General features: G+C 71.2%; 13 protein-coding genes. 5 read left to right on the top strand and 8 right to left on the bottom strand.

Annotated elements, in window-relative coordinates; genetic code table 11:
* Positions 1-132 precede the first annotated feature (132 nt).
* Positions 133-792: a TetR/AcrR family transcriptional regulator gene (locus SACE_RS16625; RefSeq protein ID WP_009942315.1), complete on the top strand. Its 660-nt coding sequence runs from the start codon at positions 133-135 to the stop codon at positions 790-792.
* A gap of 130 nt (positions 793-922) precedes the next feature.
* On the opposite strand, the gene SACE_RS16620 is transcribed toward SACE_RS16625, so the two are convergent.
* On the bottom strand, positions 923-1,516 hold the full coding sequence (locus SACE_RS16620; protein WP_029621358.1) for a TetR/AcrR family transcriptional regulator: 594 nt from the start codon (positions 1,514-1,516) through the stop codon (positions 923-925).
* Positions 1,517-1,613: 97 nt separating this feature from the next.
* Here SACE_RS16620 and SACE_RS16615 point away from each other — a divergent pair, with 97 nt between their 5' ends.
* The 3 genes from SACE_RS16615 (at position 1,614) to SACE_RS39255 (ending at position 4,045) form a co-directional block, all read left to right on the top strand.
* The gene (locus SACE_RS16615; RefSeq protein WP_009942317.1) at positions 1,614-2,354 is read left to right on the top strand and encodes an SDR family NAD(P)-dependent oxidoreductase; all 741 of its coding nucleotides are present in this window, start codon (positions 1,614-1,616) and stop codon (positions 2,352-2,354) included.
* Positions 2,355-2,407: 53 nt separating this feature from the next.
* Entirely contained in the window at positions 2,408-2,866 is a 459-nt protein-coding gene (locus SACE_RS16610) for a DinB family protein (protein ID WP_009942319.1), read from the top strand.
* A 333-nt stretch (positions 2,867-3,199) separates the two neighbouring features.
* On the top strand, positions 3,200-4,045 hold the full coding sequence (locus SACE_RS39255) for an excalibur calcium-binding domain-containing protein (protein WP_011874031.1): 846 nt from the start codon (positions 3,200-3,202) through the stop codon (positions 4,043-4,045).
* A 31-nt stretch (positions 4,046-4,076) separates the two neighbouring features.
* On the opposite strand, the gene SACE_RS16600 is transcribed toward SACE_RS39255, so the two are convergent.
* Positions 4,077-5,432 carry a uracil-xanthine permease family protein gene (locus SACE_RS16600; RefSeq protein WP_011874030.1) on the bottom strand — a complete coding sequence of 452 codons (1,356 nt, stop codon included), beginning with the start codon at positions 5,430-5,432 and terminating at the stop codon, positions 4,077-4,079.
* A gap of 248 nt (positions 5,433-5,680) precedes the next feature.
* Here SACE_RS16600 and SACE_RS16595 point away from each other — a divergent pair, with 248 nt between their 5' ends.
* Positions 5,681-6,391: an MOSC domain-containing protein gene (locus tag SACE_RS16595; protein ID WP_011874029.1), complete on the top strand. Its 711-nt coding sequence runs from the start codon at positions 5,681-5,683 to the stop codon at positions 6,389-6,391.
* A gap of 50 nt (positions 6,392-6,441) precedes the next feature.
* Here SACE_RS16595 and SACE_RS16590 read toward each other — a convergent pair whose 3' ends face one another.
* The 6 genes from SACE_RS16590 to SACE_RS16565 form a co-directional block, all read right to left on the bottom strand.
* Positions 6,442-7,593 carry an alkaline phosphatase PhoX gene (locus SACE_RS16590; protein ID WP_011874028.1) on the bottom strand — a complete coding sequence of 384 codons (1,152 nt, stop codon included), beginning with the start codon at positions 7,591-7,593 and terminating at the stop codon, positions 6,442-6,444.
* Between the two features lie 200 nt (positions 7,594-7,793).
* Positions 7,794-8,792 carry a TIGR03842 family LLM class F420-dependent oxidoreductase gene (locus SACE_RS16585; protein ID WP_009942325.1) on the bottom strand — a complete coding sequence of 333 codons (999 nt, stop codon included), beginning with the start codon at positions 8,790-8,792 and terminating at the stop codon, positions 7,794-7,796.
* Between the two features lie 15 nt (positions 8,793-8,807).
* A complete protein-coding gene (gene hydA / locus SACE_RS16580) occupies positions 8,808-10,214 on the bottom strand; it encodes a dihydropyrimidinase (protein ID WP_011874027.1) in 1,407 nt (468 codons plus the stop codon).
* A gap of 64 nt (positions 10,215-10,278) precedes the next feature.
* Positions 10,279-11,586, bottom strand: a complete 1,308-nt coding sequence (locus SACE_RS16575; RefSeq protein ID WP_009942327.1) for an aspartate aminotransferase family protein — start codon at positions 11,584-11,586, stop codon at positions 10,279-10,281.
* Between the two features lie 28 nt (positions 11,587-11,614).
* Positions 11,615-12,457: a nitrilase-related carbon-nitrogen hydrolase gene (locus SACE_RS16570; protein WP_009942328.1), complete on the bottom strand. Its 843-nt coding sequence runs from the start codon at positions 12,455-12,457 to the stop codon at positions 11,615-11,617.
* 501 nt (positions 12,458-12,958) lie between these two features.
* Positions 12,959-14,368 carry an NAD(P)/FAD-dependent oxidoreductase gene (locus SACE_RS16565; protein ID WP_011874026.1) on the bottom strand — a complete coding sequence of 470 codons (1,410 nt, stop codon included), beginning with the start codon at positions 14,366-14,368 and terminating at the stop codon, positions 12,959-12,961.
* Positions 14,369-14,444: the final 76 nt, after the last annotated feature.

Here is a 14,444-nt window from a genome sequence, read left to right as displayed (position 1 = left end):
GTGGAAGGAGTTGTTCCGCTTCTGCTCGCCACGGTAGCGAAGCGGAAGAACTCCGTCCACCTGTGCGCGTCCGCCGCGATCGTTGCGCGTGCGACAATCCGCGCATACCAACCGAGCACCGAAGAGAGGACGATGACCGAGGCCGCCGAACGGACGCGCTTGCGCGCCGACGCACGACGCAACAGGGACCGGATCGTCTCCGCCGCCCGCACGGTCTTCGCCGAGCGCGGCGCCGAGGTCCCGATGGAGGAGATCGCCCGCGCGGCCGAGGTGGGCGTGGGCACCCTCTACCGGCGCTTCCCCGACCGCGACTCGCTGATCCGCGCGGTCGCCGTCGACACCCTGCAACGCGTCCTGGACACCGCTCAGGCGATCGTGGCGCGGGAGGAGGACCCGTGGGCCGCGCTCACCGAGGTGCTGATGTCGATCGCGGACCTGCGGGTGGTGCTCCAGCTCTCCCTGCTGTCACCGCGCGCCCGCGTGGTGCTCGCCGAGGACGAAGACGCGCACCGCATCCGCGACGTCCTGATGGGCATCCTCGACGAGCTCGTGCGCGCCGCCCAGGAGAACGGCTCCATGCGCACCGACGTCAGCGGCGCCGACATCGCGGTACTGCTCTCGCTGGTGCTGCGCGGCATCAACGGACTGCCGCACGACCTGAAGCTGGCCGCGCCGCCGCGGTTCCTGACCCTGATGCTCGACGGCCTGCGGCCCGGCTCCACCACCCCGCTGCCGGGCAGGTCGGTGACCCAGGAGGACCTGGACTTCGTCCGGACGTCGAACGAGGGGTGAGGTCGCGCTTCCGGCCGTGAACGCATGACTCGGCGGGCCCGGCTCGCCGCTTACTGGCCGCGACCACAGCCGGTTGCCGGCGTCGGCCGGCATGGCAGCGTGTGGCGAATCCGTCGCCCGCGGATCCGCCTCAGACCAGCGAATCCCACGCGCACATCGCGCGGTCGACCACGGCGTGCAGTTCGGCGCGCGACCGGCCGTCCCGGGCCTGCAGCGACAGGCCCTGCTGGATGGTCATCAGGAACGTCGTCATCGCCGCGGTGTCGGTACTCGCGGGCAGATCACCTTCGGCCACCCCGCGTTCAAGGCGCTGCTCGACCAGAGCGTGGTCCTTGCGCCTGCGGGCGGCGAGGAACTCGCGCACGCCTTCGTCCGCGGTGTTGGTCGCGGCAAGCACGACGAGGCAACCGCGCGGTGCCTCCGGATCGGTGACGGCGTCGGCGCTGTCGCGCAGCATCGCCTCGACGACCTGCCTCGCGGTCGGCTGCTCGCGCACCGCGCGGGCGATCGGTGCGCGCTCCCGCGAGGTGTAGAGCTCGACGGCCTCGTGGAACAGGCCCTCCTTCGACCCGAACGCCGAGTAGAGGCTCGGCGGGCTGATGCCGATCGCGGTGGTCAGGTCGCTCAGCGACGTGCCGTCGAAACCGCGCCGCCAGAACAGCTCCATCGCGACCCTTACCGCGCGGTCGCGATCGAAGGCGCGAGGACGGCCACGTGGTGACACCTGCCCACCTCCCGTCGGCGTGCGAATCCCGGTTGACCTTCGGTCGATCACGATGATAGCTATTTTATAGCGTTCGATACAGATATGGAGTACGCGCATGACCCAGCTCAGCGGCAAGGTCGCACTCGTCACCGGTGGCAGCCGGGGCATCGGGGCCGCGATCGCCACCCGGCTCGCCCAGGACGGATCCGACGTCGCCGTCACCTACAACGCGAACGCCGACGGCGCGGCGCTTGTCGTCGATCGGATCAAGGCCGCGGGCGGGCGCGGCCTCGCCGTCCCGGCTCCGGCCACCGATGCCGACGCGGTCGCCAACGCCGTCGAACAGACCGTCGCCGAGTTCGGGAGGCTCGACATCCTGGTCAACAACGCCGGCGTCTTCCCGACCGGCCTGATCGGCGATCTCACCGTCGAGGACTTCGACGCCGCGGTCGCGGTCAACATCCGCGCCGTGTTCGTCGCGTGCCAGGCCGCCGCCGCGCACCTGGGCGAGGGCGGGCGGATCATCAACATCGGCAGCAGCCTGGCCGACCGGGTGCCCGAGGCGGGGCTGAGCCTGTACTCGCTGACCAAGTCGTCGCTGGCCGGCTTCACCAAGGGGCTCGCCCGCGACCTCGGGCCGCGCGGCATCACGGCCAACGTCGTGCACCCGGGCAACACCGATACCGACATGAACCCGGCCGACCGGGAGGGCGCCGAGGTCAAGCTCCCCCGGATCCCGCTGCGCGCCTGGGGACGCCCCGAGGACGTGGCCGCCACCGTCGCGCACCTCGCGGGCGAGTCCGGCCGCTACATCACGGGGTCGGCGATCACCGTCGACGGCGGCGTCAACGCCTGACCGGTTCGCGGTCGGCGGCGCAAGCCCTCACCGCGGCGGGAAGGATGGCGGCCATGCGCACCGATGACTTCCTCCTCGTCGCCGACCGCGCCCTCGACGGCATGGCGCGGATCGTCGCCGACCTCGGCGACGACCTCGCCAACCGGCCCCCGGACCTCCCCGGCGCCAACTCCCCGTACCAACTGCTGACCCACTGCCTGGGCATGCTCGAGTACTGGGCGGGCGAGCTCGTCGCGGGCAGGCGGATCGAGCGCGACCGCGACGCCGAGTTCACCGCCAGCGGCCCGGCCGCCCCGCTGGCGGAGCGCACAGCATCGGCGAAGGCGCAACTGCGGAAAGACGTGGCAGCACTGCGACCCGGCGCTCGGCTGAACCCCTCGCACCGGTCGTGGATCCCGCCCGAGCACCAGATGACGCAGGAAACCGCCCTGCTGCACGCGATCGAGGAACTGTGCCAGCACCACGGCCACATGGAGATCACCCGCGACCTTCTCCTGGCAGCCGCCCAGTAGACGAGAAAGCAGTGGCCTCGCGCCTCTCACACGATTGGCCGCAATTCCGCCGCAAAACCCGGCCACTTCCGATTCAGGTCTTTCACGAGCAGTGATCTCGGATGCCAGACTCACGCCCATGGCCAACCTCCGAACCGGTGGCCACACGACGGTTGTGCCGAGGGCGCGGCCTTGACTTCGTCGTCCACCCGACCGCAGGCTCCGCCACGAGCAAGCGGTATCACCGCAGGCCGGTGCTTCGCACTCGGCGTGATCGCACTCGTCGCCTCGTTCCTCCCCGTCATCGGCATCATCGCGTGGCCGCTCTCCATTGCTGGAATATTCTTGAGCGCTTTGCTCCGATCGAAGATGCAGCGCGGAGAGACACCGCACGATCCTCGCGCGCTGCGGGGACTCCTCCTTTCGGTCATAGCGCTGGTGATCTGCGCGATCTGGTTCTTCGGATTCGTCGTCCACGCCGCCCTGAACCCGGTTCCCGCCAACCGGGCCACTCCTCCGCCGGCCGTTCAACCACCCACCGCGAGCACGACCTCGGCGGCCCCGCCTCCCCCAGCACCCGACGTGGTCACGGTCTCCGAGGTCATCGACGGGGACACCTTCCGCGCGCACGGTCCTGACGGCCGCGACCGGCTGGTCCGCGTCCTGGGGATCGACGCTCCCGACCTCGGCCGTGGAACTCCGCTCGCCGACTGCGTCGCGGGCCGGGCACGCCAGTTCGCCGTCGACACCCTGGCCGCGCGCGTAACGCTCGTCGCCGTCCCGGGACAACCCGATCGGGACGCCGATGGCCGCGAACTCCGCTATGTCACGCTCGCCGACGGGCGTGACTACTCCGTCGCGGTCGCCGAGGCCGGGCACGCCACCGTGAGCTACCCCTCGTCCGCCGACTCGTCGAAGATCGCCGCGATCTCCCAGGCCGCACTGCGCGGTGCCGGTCCGCGGACATCGCTGTGGTCCGAATGCGCTCCCTCACCGCCGCCACCCCCGGCACCACCGCCACCGCCACCTGCGCCGCTGGTCCCGCCCGAGCCGGTACCCGAGGACGACAGCGACTCGACCAGCGCTTACTACGCCAACTGCACCGAAGCGCGGAACGCGGGAGCGTCACCCCTGTACGCGGGTGAGCCCGGCTACCGGCCCGGCTTGGATCGCGACAAGGACGGCGTGGCCTGCGAGTAGCCGACCACAGCGCTTACCGAAGCCCCGCGAGTCACACCGTCGGCCCGGTGGTCCCCTTCGGCGCCAGCACCCGCAGCACGTGGTAGCCGACGAGGGTGACGATGGTGCCGAGGGCGATGCCGCTGAAGCTGAAGGCCGGGGTGATGTCCAGGGACACGTCGCCGATACCCGCGACGAGGCCCGCCGCCAGCGGCAGGAGGTTGACCGGGTTGCCGAAGTCGACCCGGTTCTGCACCCAGATCTTCGCGCCGAGCAGGCCGATCATGCCGTAGAGGACGACGGTGATCCCGCCCAGGACACCGCCCGGGGTCGCCGCGATGACCGCTCCGAACTTCGGGCACAGCCCGAAGCCGATGGCCACGATCGCCGCCACCCAGTACGCCGCCGTCGAGTACACCCGGGTCGCGGCCATCACGCCGATGTTCTCGGCGTACGTCGTCGTGGGCGGCCCGCCGACCGCGCTGGAGAGCGTGGTCGTGAACCCGTCGGCGAAGATGGCGCGCCCCAGGCTGCCCTCCAGGTCGGTGCGGGTCATCTCCTCGACCGCCTTGACGTGCCCGGTGTTCTCGGCGATGAGGGCGATCACCGCCGGGAGCACGACCACGATCGCGGTCGCCTGGAACGACGGCGCGTGCAGGGTCGGGAACCCGAACCAGCTCGCCTCGGGAACCGCGCTGAGATCGACGCGGTAGTGTGCCACCACCTCGCCACTCGCGGTCGGCGAGGTGATCATCCCGAAGACGCGGTCGAACACCCACGACAGCACGTACCCGGCGACCAGGGCGATGAACACCGCGATGCGGCTCCAGAAGCCGCGCAGCAGCAGGCTGCACGCGAGCACCAGCACCATCGTGATCAGCGCGATCCACTGGTCCTGCGGCCAGTAGGTCTCGGCCACGACCGGCGCCAGGTTGAACCCGATGAGCATCACCACCGCGCCCGACACCGCGGGCGGCAGCACGCGGTGCACCACGCGGGCCCCGACGAAGTGCACGACCAGTCCCACGACCGCGAGCACGACACCGGACACCAGGATCGCGCCGGTCACCGCCGAGCTGTCCCCGCCGCCTGCGCGGATCACCGTCACCGCCCCGACGAACGACGCGCTGCTGCCGAGGTAGGAGGGGATGCGGCCCTGCACGATGAGCAGGAACAGGATCGTCGAGACCCCCGAGACCATGATCGCCAGGTTCGGGTCGAGCCCCATCAGCACGGGGAAGACGAACGTCGCGCCGAACATCGCCACCACATGCTGCGCGCCGAGGCCGACCGTGCGGCCCCACGACAGCCGCTCGTCCGGGGCGACGGCCTCGCCGGGGGCCGGCGTGCTCCCGTCACCGTGCAGCGTCCACCCGACGCCCAGCTTCCTGCCCAAACCCTGTCGCATCAGGACAGTCTCCCCCACGCCGCGGCCGGTCGGGTCTCAGGCCGGGCACCGGAACGGAGAAGAACAGGTTTCCGGTGGAGCCCGGACACGTGCTGCGACCGGCGAGTTCGCTCCAGTGACCGATGCGGCAGCAGACGTCCCGCGCAACGGTCGCTCAGCGCCAGCGCATCGGTGCGCTCCGTCCACGCTGGACTCGCGAGGCGCAGATGCGGAGGCCTGCGGCAGGCCGCTCTTGTAGCTTCGATCACGTGGCAGTCGCCGTGGGAGTGGTCGAGCGGATCTGGCGGTACCCGGTCAAATCGGTCGGGGGTGAGCTGGTCGAGCGAGCCGACGTGGACGAGCGCGGACTCGTCGGGGACCGCCTGTACGCGGTGCGCGATGCCGAGGGCAGGTTCGGCTCCGGGAAGAACACCCGCCGCTTCCGCCGGATGGCCGGCCTGCTGGAGCTGCGCTCCCGCTACCGCGATCACAGCCCGCGGCCAGAGCTGCTGGATCCGCGAGGCGCGGTGGTGGCGGACCCGACGGCCTACGTCCGCGGCTACCTCGGCCGGGACGACGTCGAGGTGGCCCGGGAGGCAGCGGTGTCCCACTTCGACCAGTTGCCGTTGAGCGTGCTCACCACCGCAACCCTCGACTGGGTGCGCGCGGCGGTGCCCGGCGTACCGGTCGACGAGCGTCGCTTCCGGCCGAACCTGCTGGTCCGCACGCCACCAGGCACACCGCCATTCGTCGAGGACGAGTGGTTGGGCAGCACGGCGCGGATCGGGAGCACCCTGTCCGTGGAGTTCGTGCGGTCCAGCGAGCGGTGCGTGATGGTCAACGAGGCTCAGCACGACCTCCCGCGCTCGCCGCTGGTGCTCCGCGCTGTCGCACGAGGGCACCAGAACCGGCTCGATGCGCTCGCCACGGTGGCCCGCCCGGGGGCGGTGCAGGTCGGCGACATCGTCACGGTCGCCTAGGGACACGCCGCGGTGTCCGGCGGATGGCCGCCGGACACCACCGGTACCGCTCAGCTCTTGCGGAACGGTCCGCTGACCTCGTAGGTGATGCCGCCGCTGTTCTCACCCGTGGCACCGCGCTGCGAGGAGAAGTAGAGCCGGTCGCCGGACGGGTCGAACGCGACGCCGCAGAGCTCCGACAGGTCCTGGCCGGTCACGCGCAGGAACGGGGCGACGACGTCGTCCGGGGTGATGACGCAGACCTCCATGTTGCCGCCGTCCTCGGCGACGTAGAGGTCGCCCACGGCCGCCCCGGTGATGTTGTCCACGCCGGTGAGCGGGGCATCGGCGGAGTCATCGTGGTCGTAGGCGACGTTGAGGACGTTGTTCACCGCGTCGTAGGCGTAGACGCGATTCTCGCCCGCGGCGGCGAAGAAGCACGTGCCCGAGCGGTAGTAGGCGCCCTCACCGTGGGAGATGTGCAGCGCTTCGGCCACCTGGTGGCGGGTCGCGGTGTCCGCGGCGCTGGGATCCGGGACGTCGACCCAGACCAGACCCCCGTCGCGCTCGGCGAGCACCTGCAGGGCCCCGGCGGACATGTCCTCCCAGGTCGTGGGCACGAACCGGTAGAAGCAGCCGTCGCTCACGTCCTCGGTCAGGTACACCACCTCGCGCTCCGGGTCGACCGCAGCGGCCTCGTGGGTGAAGCGTCCCATCGCCGGGTGCGCGACGGCCTCCTTCCGGCCCCACGGGTCGGTCTCGAACACCTGGCCGCGGTCGAACTCCTCGCACGACAACCAGGTGTTCCACGGTGTCGCACCACCGCTGCAGTTCACGCTGGTGCCGGCGAGGATCGGGTAGGCGGCGGTGATCCCACCTGCGCTGTCGAACCGGACCGCGCTGACACCGCCCTTGCCGTCGTACTCCTCGGAGTTGGACACGTAGATCCAGCCGTCACCGTCGACGAAGCACGCGCCACCGTCCGGCGCGCCGTGCCACACGTGGTCGGTGCCGGCGACCTTCTGCCCGGTGCGGGCGACGACCCGGCTGGTGAACCCCTTCGGGAGCATGATCCCGTTCGCGTCGGGCGGCAGCAGTTGCCCGTAGGGGCCGGTGCCGGGCTCGGCCGGGAAGGCGATGGCCTCCCTGGAAACCGAGAAGCCGAAGGCGACCGAAGTGCCGACACCGAGCACGGCGGCGCGCAGGAAGTTACGACGTTGCACTGTGGGCTCCTACTACGCGAGATCAGTTCGGGGCTTTGATCGCACAGTAGAAGCGCGGCTGAACCGCGAGCAGCGCCGTTGTGGTGAATTGTTCCTTGCGAATGGACCATTCCCGTTTTCCCGAAGCACGGAATTGGTCCATGCGGCGGTTTCCTCGTCAGAACCCGGTCCACGATGGACGGTTCACAGGGGTCGGCACGTTACTTCATCGCGCTGATCACCGCGTCCCCGTAGGTCTCGATCGTCGCGTCCACCGAGTCGTGCATGGCGTAGATGGCGAACTGGTCGACGCCGGCGTCGGCGAGTTCGTGGAGCTTGGCGACGTGTGCTTCCCACGGCCCGAGCAGGCAGAACCGGTCGACGATCTCGTCGGGGACGAAGTCGGTGCTCGGGTTTCCCGCGCGGCCGTGGTGGGAGTAGTCGTAGCCGTGGCGGCCCTTGACGTAGTCGGTGAGCGCGGCCGGCACGGCCTGGGCGGAGTCGCCGTAGCGCGCGACGATGTCGGCGACGTGGTTGCCGACCATGCCGCCGAACCAGCGGCACTGGTCGCGGGCGTGGCCGAGGTCGTCGGAGACGTAGGCGGGCGCGGCGACGCACACCGTGATCGAGTCCGGGTCGCGCCCGGCGTCGCGCGCGGCTTCCCGGACGTGGTCGACCATCCACCGCGTGAGCACGGGATCGGCCAGTTGCAGGATGAAGCCGTCGGCCTTCCTGCCCACCAGTTCCAGCGCCTTCGGACCGTAGGCGCCCATCCAGACCGGAAGGCTGCCGTCGCGGATCCACGGCATCCGCACGGGCGTACCGCCGAGGTCGACCTCACGTCCCTCGGCGAGCTCCTTGATCACGTGCATGGCCTCTTCCAGCCGGGCCAGCGTGTTCGGCCGGCCGCCGGTGACCCGCACCGCCGAGTCTCCCCGGCCGATGCCGCACACCGTCCGGTTGCCGAACATGTCGTTGAGGGTGGCGAAGGTCGAGGCGGTGACCGTCCAGTCCCTCGTGGACGGGTTGGTGACCATGGGCCCGACGACCATCCGCTCGGTGGCCGACAGGATCTGGCTGTGGATGACGAAGGGCTCCTGCCACAGCACGCACGAGTCGAACGTCCAGCCGTGGGTGAAGCCGAGCCGTTCGGCCTTGCGCATGCGGTCCACCACGGACCAGGCCGGTGGATCTGTCTGCAGGACCAGTCCGAAGTCCATCGATGCTCCGCTCGCTCAGATGAGGTACTGGCAGGTGCTGCGTTCCAGGAACCGCCCGTGTCCGGCGCGTCCCAGGTACTCCCCGGAATCCACGACCACCTTGCCCCGGGAGAGCACCGTGCGCACCTTGCCGGTGAGGCGCTTGCCCTCGTACGGGTTGTAGTCGACGTTCATGTGGTGCGTCTCTGCCGAGAGCACCTGCTCGGCGTGCGGGTCGTAGACGACGATGTCGGCGTCCGCGCCCGGGGCGATGGTCCCCTTGCGCGGGTGCAGGCCGAACATCCGCGCCGGGGTGGTGCTGGCCAGCTCGACCCAGCGGCGACGGCCGATGCGGCCCTCCACGACCGCCTGGTGCAGCAGGTCGATCCGGTTCTCCACCCCCGGCATGCCGTTGGGGATCTTCGAGAAGTCGCCCAGCCCCAGCTCCTTCTGCGAGGTGAAGCAGAACGGGCAGTGGTCCGTGGAGACGACCGACAGGTCGTTGGTGCGCAGCGCCCGCCACAGCGACTCCTGGTGCTCCTCCGGGCGCAGCGGTGTGGAGCAGACGTACTTGGCGCCCTCGAACTCCGGGCGCGCGAGCTCGTCGACGGTCAGGAACAGGTACTGCGGGCAGGTTTCGCCGAACACGGTCAGCCCGGCGTCGCGGGCCTGGGTCAGCTCGGCCACCGCCTCGGCGGCCGAGACGTGCACGACGTACAGCGGAGCGCCGGCGACCCGGGAGAGCTGGATCGCGCGGTGGGTGGCCTCGGCCTCCAGCAACGGGTGGCGCACCTTCCCGTGGTACTTCGGGTCGGTGCGGCCGGACTCCAGCGCCTGCTGGACCAGCACGTCGATGGCGATGCCGTTCTCGGCGTGCATCATCGTCAGCGCGCCGTTGCCCGCCGCCTGCTGCATCGCGCGCAGGATCCTGCCGTCGTCGCTGTAGAAGACGCCCGGGTAGGCCATGAACATCTTGAAGCTGGTCACGCCCTCCCCGACCAGCGCGTCCATCTCCTTCAGCGACTGGTCGCCGACGTCGGAGAGGATCATGTGGAAGCCGTAGTCGACCGCGCAGCGGCCTTCGGCCTTGGCGTGCCAGGCGTCGAGTCCCTCGCGCAGCGAGCGGCCGACCGTCTGGATCGCGAAGTCGATGATCGTCGTCGTGCCTCCCCAGGCCGCGGCCCGCGTCCCGGTCTCGAAGGTGTCCGAAGCGAAGGTGCCGCCGAAGGGCATCTCCATGTGGGTGTGCCCGTCCACGCCACCAGGGATTACGTAGTGGCCGCCGGCGTCGACGACGTGATCCGCCTCAGCCGCCCACCGCTCGCCGAGACCGGTCCGCGCACCGGCGACGGCGGCGATCTGCTCGCCCTCGACCAGGATGTCGGCGGCCATCTCGTCGGACGCGGTGATCACCAGGCCACCGCGGATCACCGTTCTGCTCATGCCCGCCCGCCCTTCCCGGTCGTGGACCTCGTCCGTGCGCCGCCTCGGTGCTCCGCGCGCCCGCTCATGCGCGACCCGCTTTCTCCAGTACGTCGAGGAGGATGCGGGCGCCCTCGCGCGCCTCCTCCTCGGTCAGGCTCAGCGGTGGAGCGATGCGCAGCACGTTGCCGTGCATCCCGCCCTTGCCGACGAGCAGCCCCTGCCGCCTGGTCTCCTCCAGCGCCCAGGTGGCCAGCTCCGGTGCGGGCGCGCCGGTGCCCGGGTGGACCAGCTCGACGCCGATCATCAGTCCCTTGCCCCGGACGTCGCCCAGCGCGGGCAGCCGCCCCAGCGCGGCGTCGAGCTGCTCGCGCAGCACCGCGCCGACCTGCCGGGCGTTGCCCTGCAGGTCGTGGGCGACGAGGTGGTCGAGGTTGGCCAGCGCGCCCGCCGCGGTCACCGGGCTGCCGCCGAAGGTGGAGATGGAGTTGGCCGCGACGCTGTTCATGATCTCGGCCCTGGCCACGACCCCGCCGATGGACAGGCCGTTGCCGATGCCCTTGGCGAAGGTGACGATGTCGGGCCCGCCGTTGGCGGCGTGCGCCTGCCAGCCCCAGAAGTGCTCGCCGGTGCGGCCCCAGCCGGTCTGCACCTCGTCGCTGATCCACAGGATGCCGTGCCGGTCGAGGACCTCCTTGAACCGTGCGAACAACCCGTCCGGCGGCGTGGTGAAACCGCCGACGCCCTGGACCGGCTCGGCGATCAGGCAGGCCACGTTGCCGTTGAGCTGCCCTAGCACGTCCTCGAGATCGGCCACGCACGCGTCGGTGAACTCCTCGTCGGGCAGGTCCGCCATCGGCGTTCCCGGCCTGCGGCTGCCGTGCACGTAGGAGGTCTGCACCGGCGACAGGCTGGTCGGGGACCAGGCCCGGTTGCCGGTGATGCCCAGCGCCGAGAACGACCGCCCGTGGTAGCTGTTGCGCAGCGCGAGGACCTGGTTCGACGCCCGGTAGCCGGTGGCCAGCAGCAGCGCGGTGTCGTTGGCCTCGGTGCCGCTGGCGGTGAAGAACACCCGTGGCTCGTCGATGCAGGAGAGCTCCGCGACCCGTTCGGCCAGCTCGACCATCGGCCGGTTCAGGTACAGCGTCGAGGAGTGCAGGATGCGCGCGGCCTGCTCGCTGACCGCGGCGGTCACCTCCGGCAGCGCGTGCGCGGTCATGGTGGTCAGGATCCCGCCGAAGAAGTCCAGGTAGCGGTTGCCCTCCGCGTCCCAGACGTGCCTGCCCTCGCCGCGTTCGAGGTCGATCGGCTCGTCGTAGTACAGCGACAGCCAGTCCGGCAGTACCGCGCGGCGCCGCTTGACCAGGTCGGTGTGCACGCCGGTGCTCGCCATGCGTGGTTCCTCTCGTGGCCGGTGGCGGTCAGGGGGTGGTCAGCGGTCCGTAGGCGTCGGGCCTGCGGTCGCGGTAGAAGGCCCACTTCGTGCGGACCTCGTCGATCAGGTCGAGGTCGAGGTCGCGGACCACGAGCTCCTCGTCGGTGTCGCTGGCGACGTCGCCGACGAACCTCCCATAGGGGTCGACGAAGTAGCTGCTGCCGTAGAAGTCGTTGTCGCCGTACTCCTCGACGCCCACCCGGTTGATGGCCGCGACGAAGTACTCGTTGGCCACCGCCGCGGCGGGCTGCTCGAGCTTCCACAGGTAGGCCGACAGCCCCCGGCTGGTCGCCGACGGGTTGTAGACGATCTGGGCGCCGGCCAGCCCCAGCGCGCGCCAGCCCTCCGGGAAGTGCCGGTCGTAGCAGATGTAGACGCCGACCTTGCCCACGGCGGTGTCGAACACCGGCCAGCCCAGGTTGCCGGGCCGGAAGTAGTACTTCTCCCAGAAGCCGGGCAGGTGCGGCAGGTGGTGCTTGCGGTACTTGCCCAGGTAGGTGCCGTCGGCGTCGATCACCGCCGCGCTGTTGTAGTAGAAGCCCGGCCCGTCGGCCTCGAAGACCGGCACGACCACGACCATGCCCAGCTCCCGCGCGAGCTCCCGCATCCGCTGCGTGGTGGGGCCGTCGGGGATCCGCTCGGCCCACCGGTAGTGCTCGTTCTCCTGCACCTGGCAGAAGTACGGCGCGTTGAACACCTCCTGGAACCCGATGATCCGCGCGCCTTCGGCGGCCGCCGCCCTGGCGTGCTTCTCGTGCGCGTCGATCATCGAGCCGGTGTCGCCGGTCCACTTCGCCTGGACCAGCGCGGCACGAACGAGATTGGACATCGGCTCGGCACCCCTTCGCCTCGTCGCCCGCCCGCTCGGACGTCCGCCGAGGGCGCGGTGCCGGGCGGTCGCCGCCCGCACCCCGAACATATGACCAGCGCCACACACGTGCAATGACCGCGCTGTCACTCACGGTGACAACAACCTCGGCCGCGGATCATCGGACGTGTCCCGGCGAGCGCAGATGCCGGAAGAGGCCGCGCCGACGACCGCCCGCAATTCGCTCGAGCGGGCGAATCGCCGGTGTGTCGGGCGAATGCGCATCCCGGTCTGTCCGGGCGCGGAAGGCGGGCCGTTGCCGAGCCCCGGCGAGGGGGCTGCTGGCGGCTGACGTCGACCGCCACGCAATCGGTCGCCCGCGATCTCCACTGTGGAGGATGCCGAGTCCGGCGGTGGGCGCCCGACCACGCCACCGGCTTCGGCTGTGCGCCGTGCGGACGCGGTCCGCCCGCCCGAACGGCGGAGAGCACCCTGAAGCGCCAGGTCGTTCCGCGTGGCGCTTCAGGACCCCAGGCCGATGCCCCGCCGGTCGAGGTGGCGCAACCACCGCCCTCGGCGTCCGCCACGCGCATCGGCCTTGGCCAACGCCCGCCGCGTGTACTGCACCAGCGGCCACCGCAGCGGCTCCGGCGGGAACCGCACCGGTTTCTGCCGGACCATGGCGGGCCGCGTCAGCTCGGTCTCCTCGCCGCGCAGCAGGTCGAGCGCGACGCCGGCGCCGAAGCGCGACGCCGCGAGCCCGAGGCCGGTGTAGCCGACCGCGTAGGCGACCCGGCCGGAGCAGCGGGTGCCGAACACCGGGGTGAACCGCGCGGTGGAGTCGATCGGTCCGCCCCACCGGTGTGTGAAAGCGATCCCCTCCAGCTGCGGGAACGTGTCGAAGAAGCCCGCCGCGAGCGCTTCGTACGGGCCCGGCCGCCGGGCCTGCCGGGCCCCGGTCCGTCCGCCGAAGTAGTAGTGGGCCTCGGAGCCGCCCCACAGGATCCGCCCGTCAGGGGTGGGCCGGTAGTAGTGGAAGTTGTTGTGGCTGTCGGTGACGCCCTGGCCGTCGCGCCAGCCGACCGAGCGCCACTGCTCGTCGGCGAGCGGCTCGGTCACCAGCACGTGGTCCCAGACAGGCAGCACGTGGCGCCGGATCCCGCGCAGGGGCGGCGGGAACGCGTTGGTGGCGACGACGGCGCCTGCCGCGCGCACCGTCCCGTGTGGAGTGACGACGTCCACCGCTCCACCGCGATCTCGCAGCGCGCGGACCGGGGTGTCCTCGTGCACCGCGACGCCCAGCCGACTGGCCGAGCGGGCCAATCCCCAGGTCAGGCGGGCGGGGTCGACCAGGCCCCCGGCGCCGGGCAGCCGCAGGCCGGCCCGGTAGGTCGGGGACGCGATGTCGGCGCGCACGCCGCCCGCGCCCTGGAAGACCGCCTCGAAGCCGTGCTCGCGGTAGAGCGAGAGCTCGTCGCTGAGCTCGCCGACCTGGTGCGGCTCGGTCGCGACGCTGGTCTTGCCGCACATGCGCAGGCCGGCGTCGATGCCCTCCGCCGCGACGAACTCCTCGACCGCGGCGAGGTTGCGCCTTCCGAGCGCGACCAGGGTCCCGATCTCCTCCGGCCACAGCCAGGCGCCGTGGGCGAGCCCGTGGGTCAGCGACTCGGAGAGGAAGCCGCCGCTGCGGGCGCTGCCCCCGCCGCCGATCCGGTACTTCTCCAGAAGCACGACCTCGCGGCCGGGGTCGCGCAGCTTGGCCAGCACCGCCGCCCAGAGCCCGGTGAGCCCGCCGCCGACGACGGCCAGGTCCGCCTTCGACGAGCGGGGCAGCGGTTCGGCCGGCGCGGGCGGTTCGGTGCGGGAGGTCCAGTAGACGGCGGGCTCGGCATCGGCGAGCGCACGACGTGCCCGCGCGTCGGCACGGCCCATCGGCAAGCGCCCTCCAGGTCGGTCGGCTCGGCACCGCGAGCCTAGCGGGCTACGGCGCGTTCGGATGATCGGGATG

Source organism: Saccharopolyspora erythraea NRRL 2338 (assembly GCF_000062885.1).
Classification (GTDB): Bacteria; Actinomycetota; Actinomycetes; order Mycobacteriales; family Pseudonocardiaceae; genus Saccharopolyspora_D; species Saccharopolyspora_D erythraea.
The sequence above is the reverse complement of the archived record's forward strand: the minus strand, read 5'-3'. Positions and strand labels throughout refer to the sequence as shown.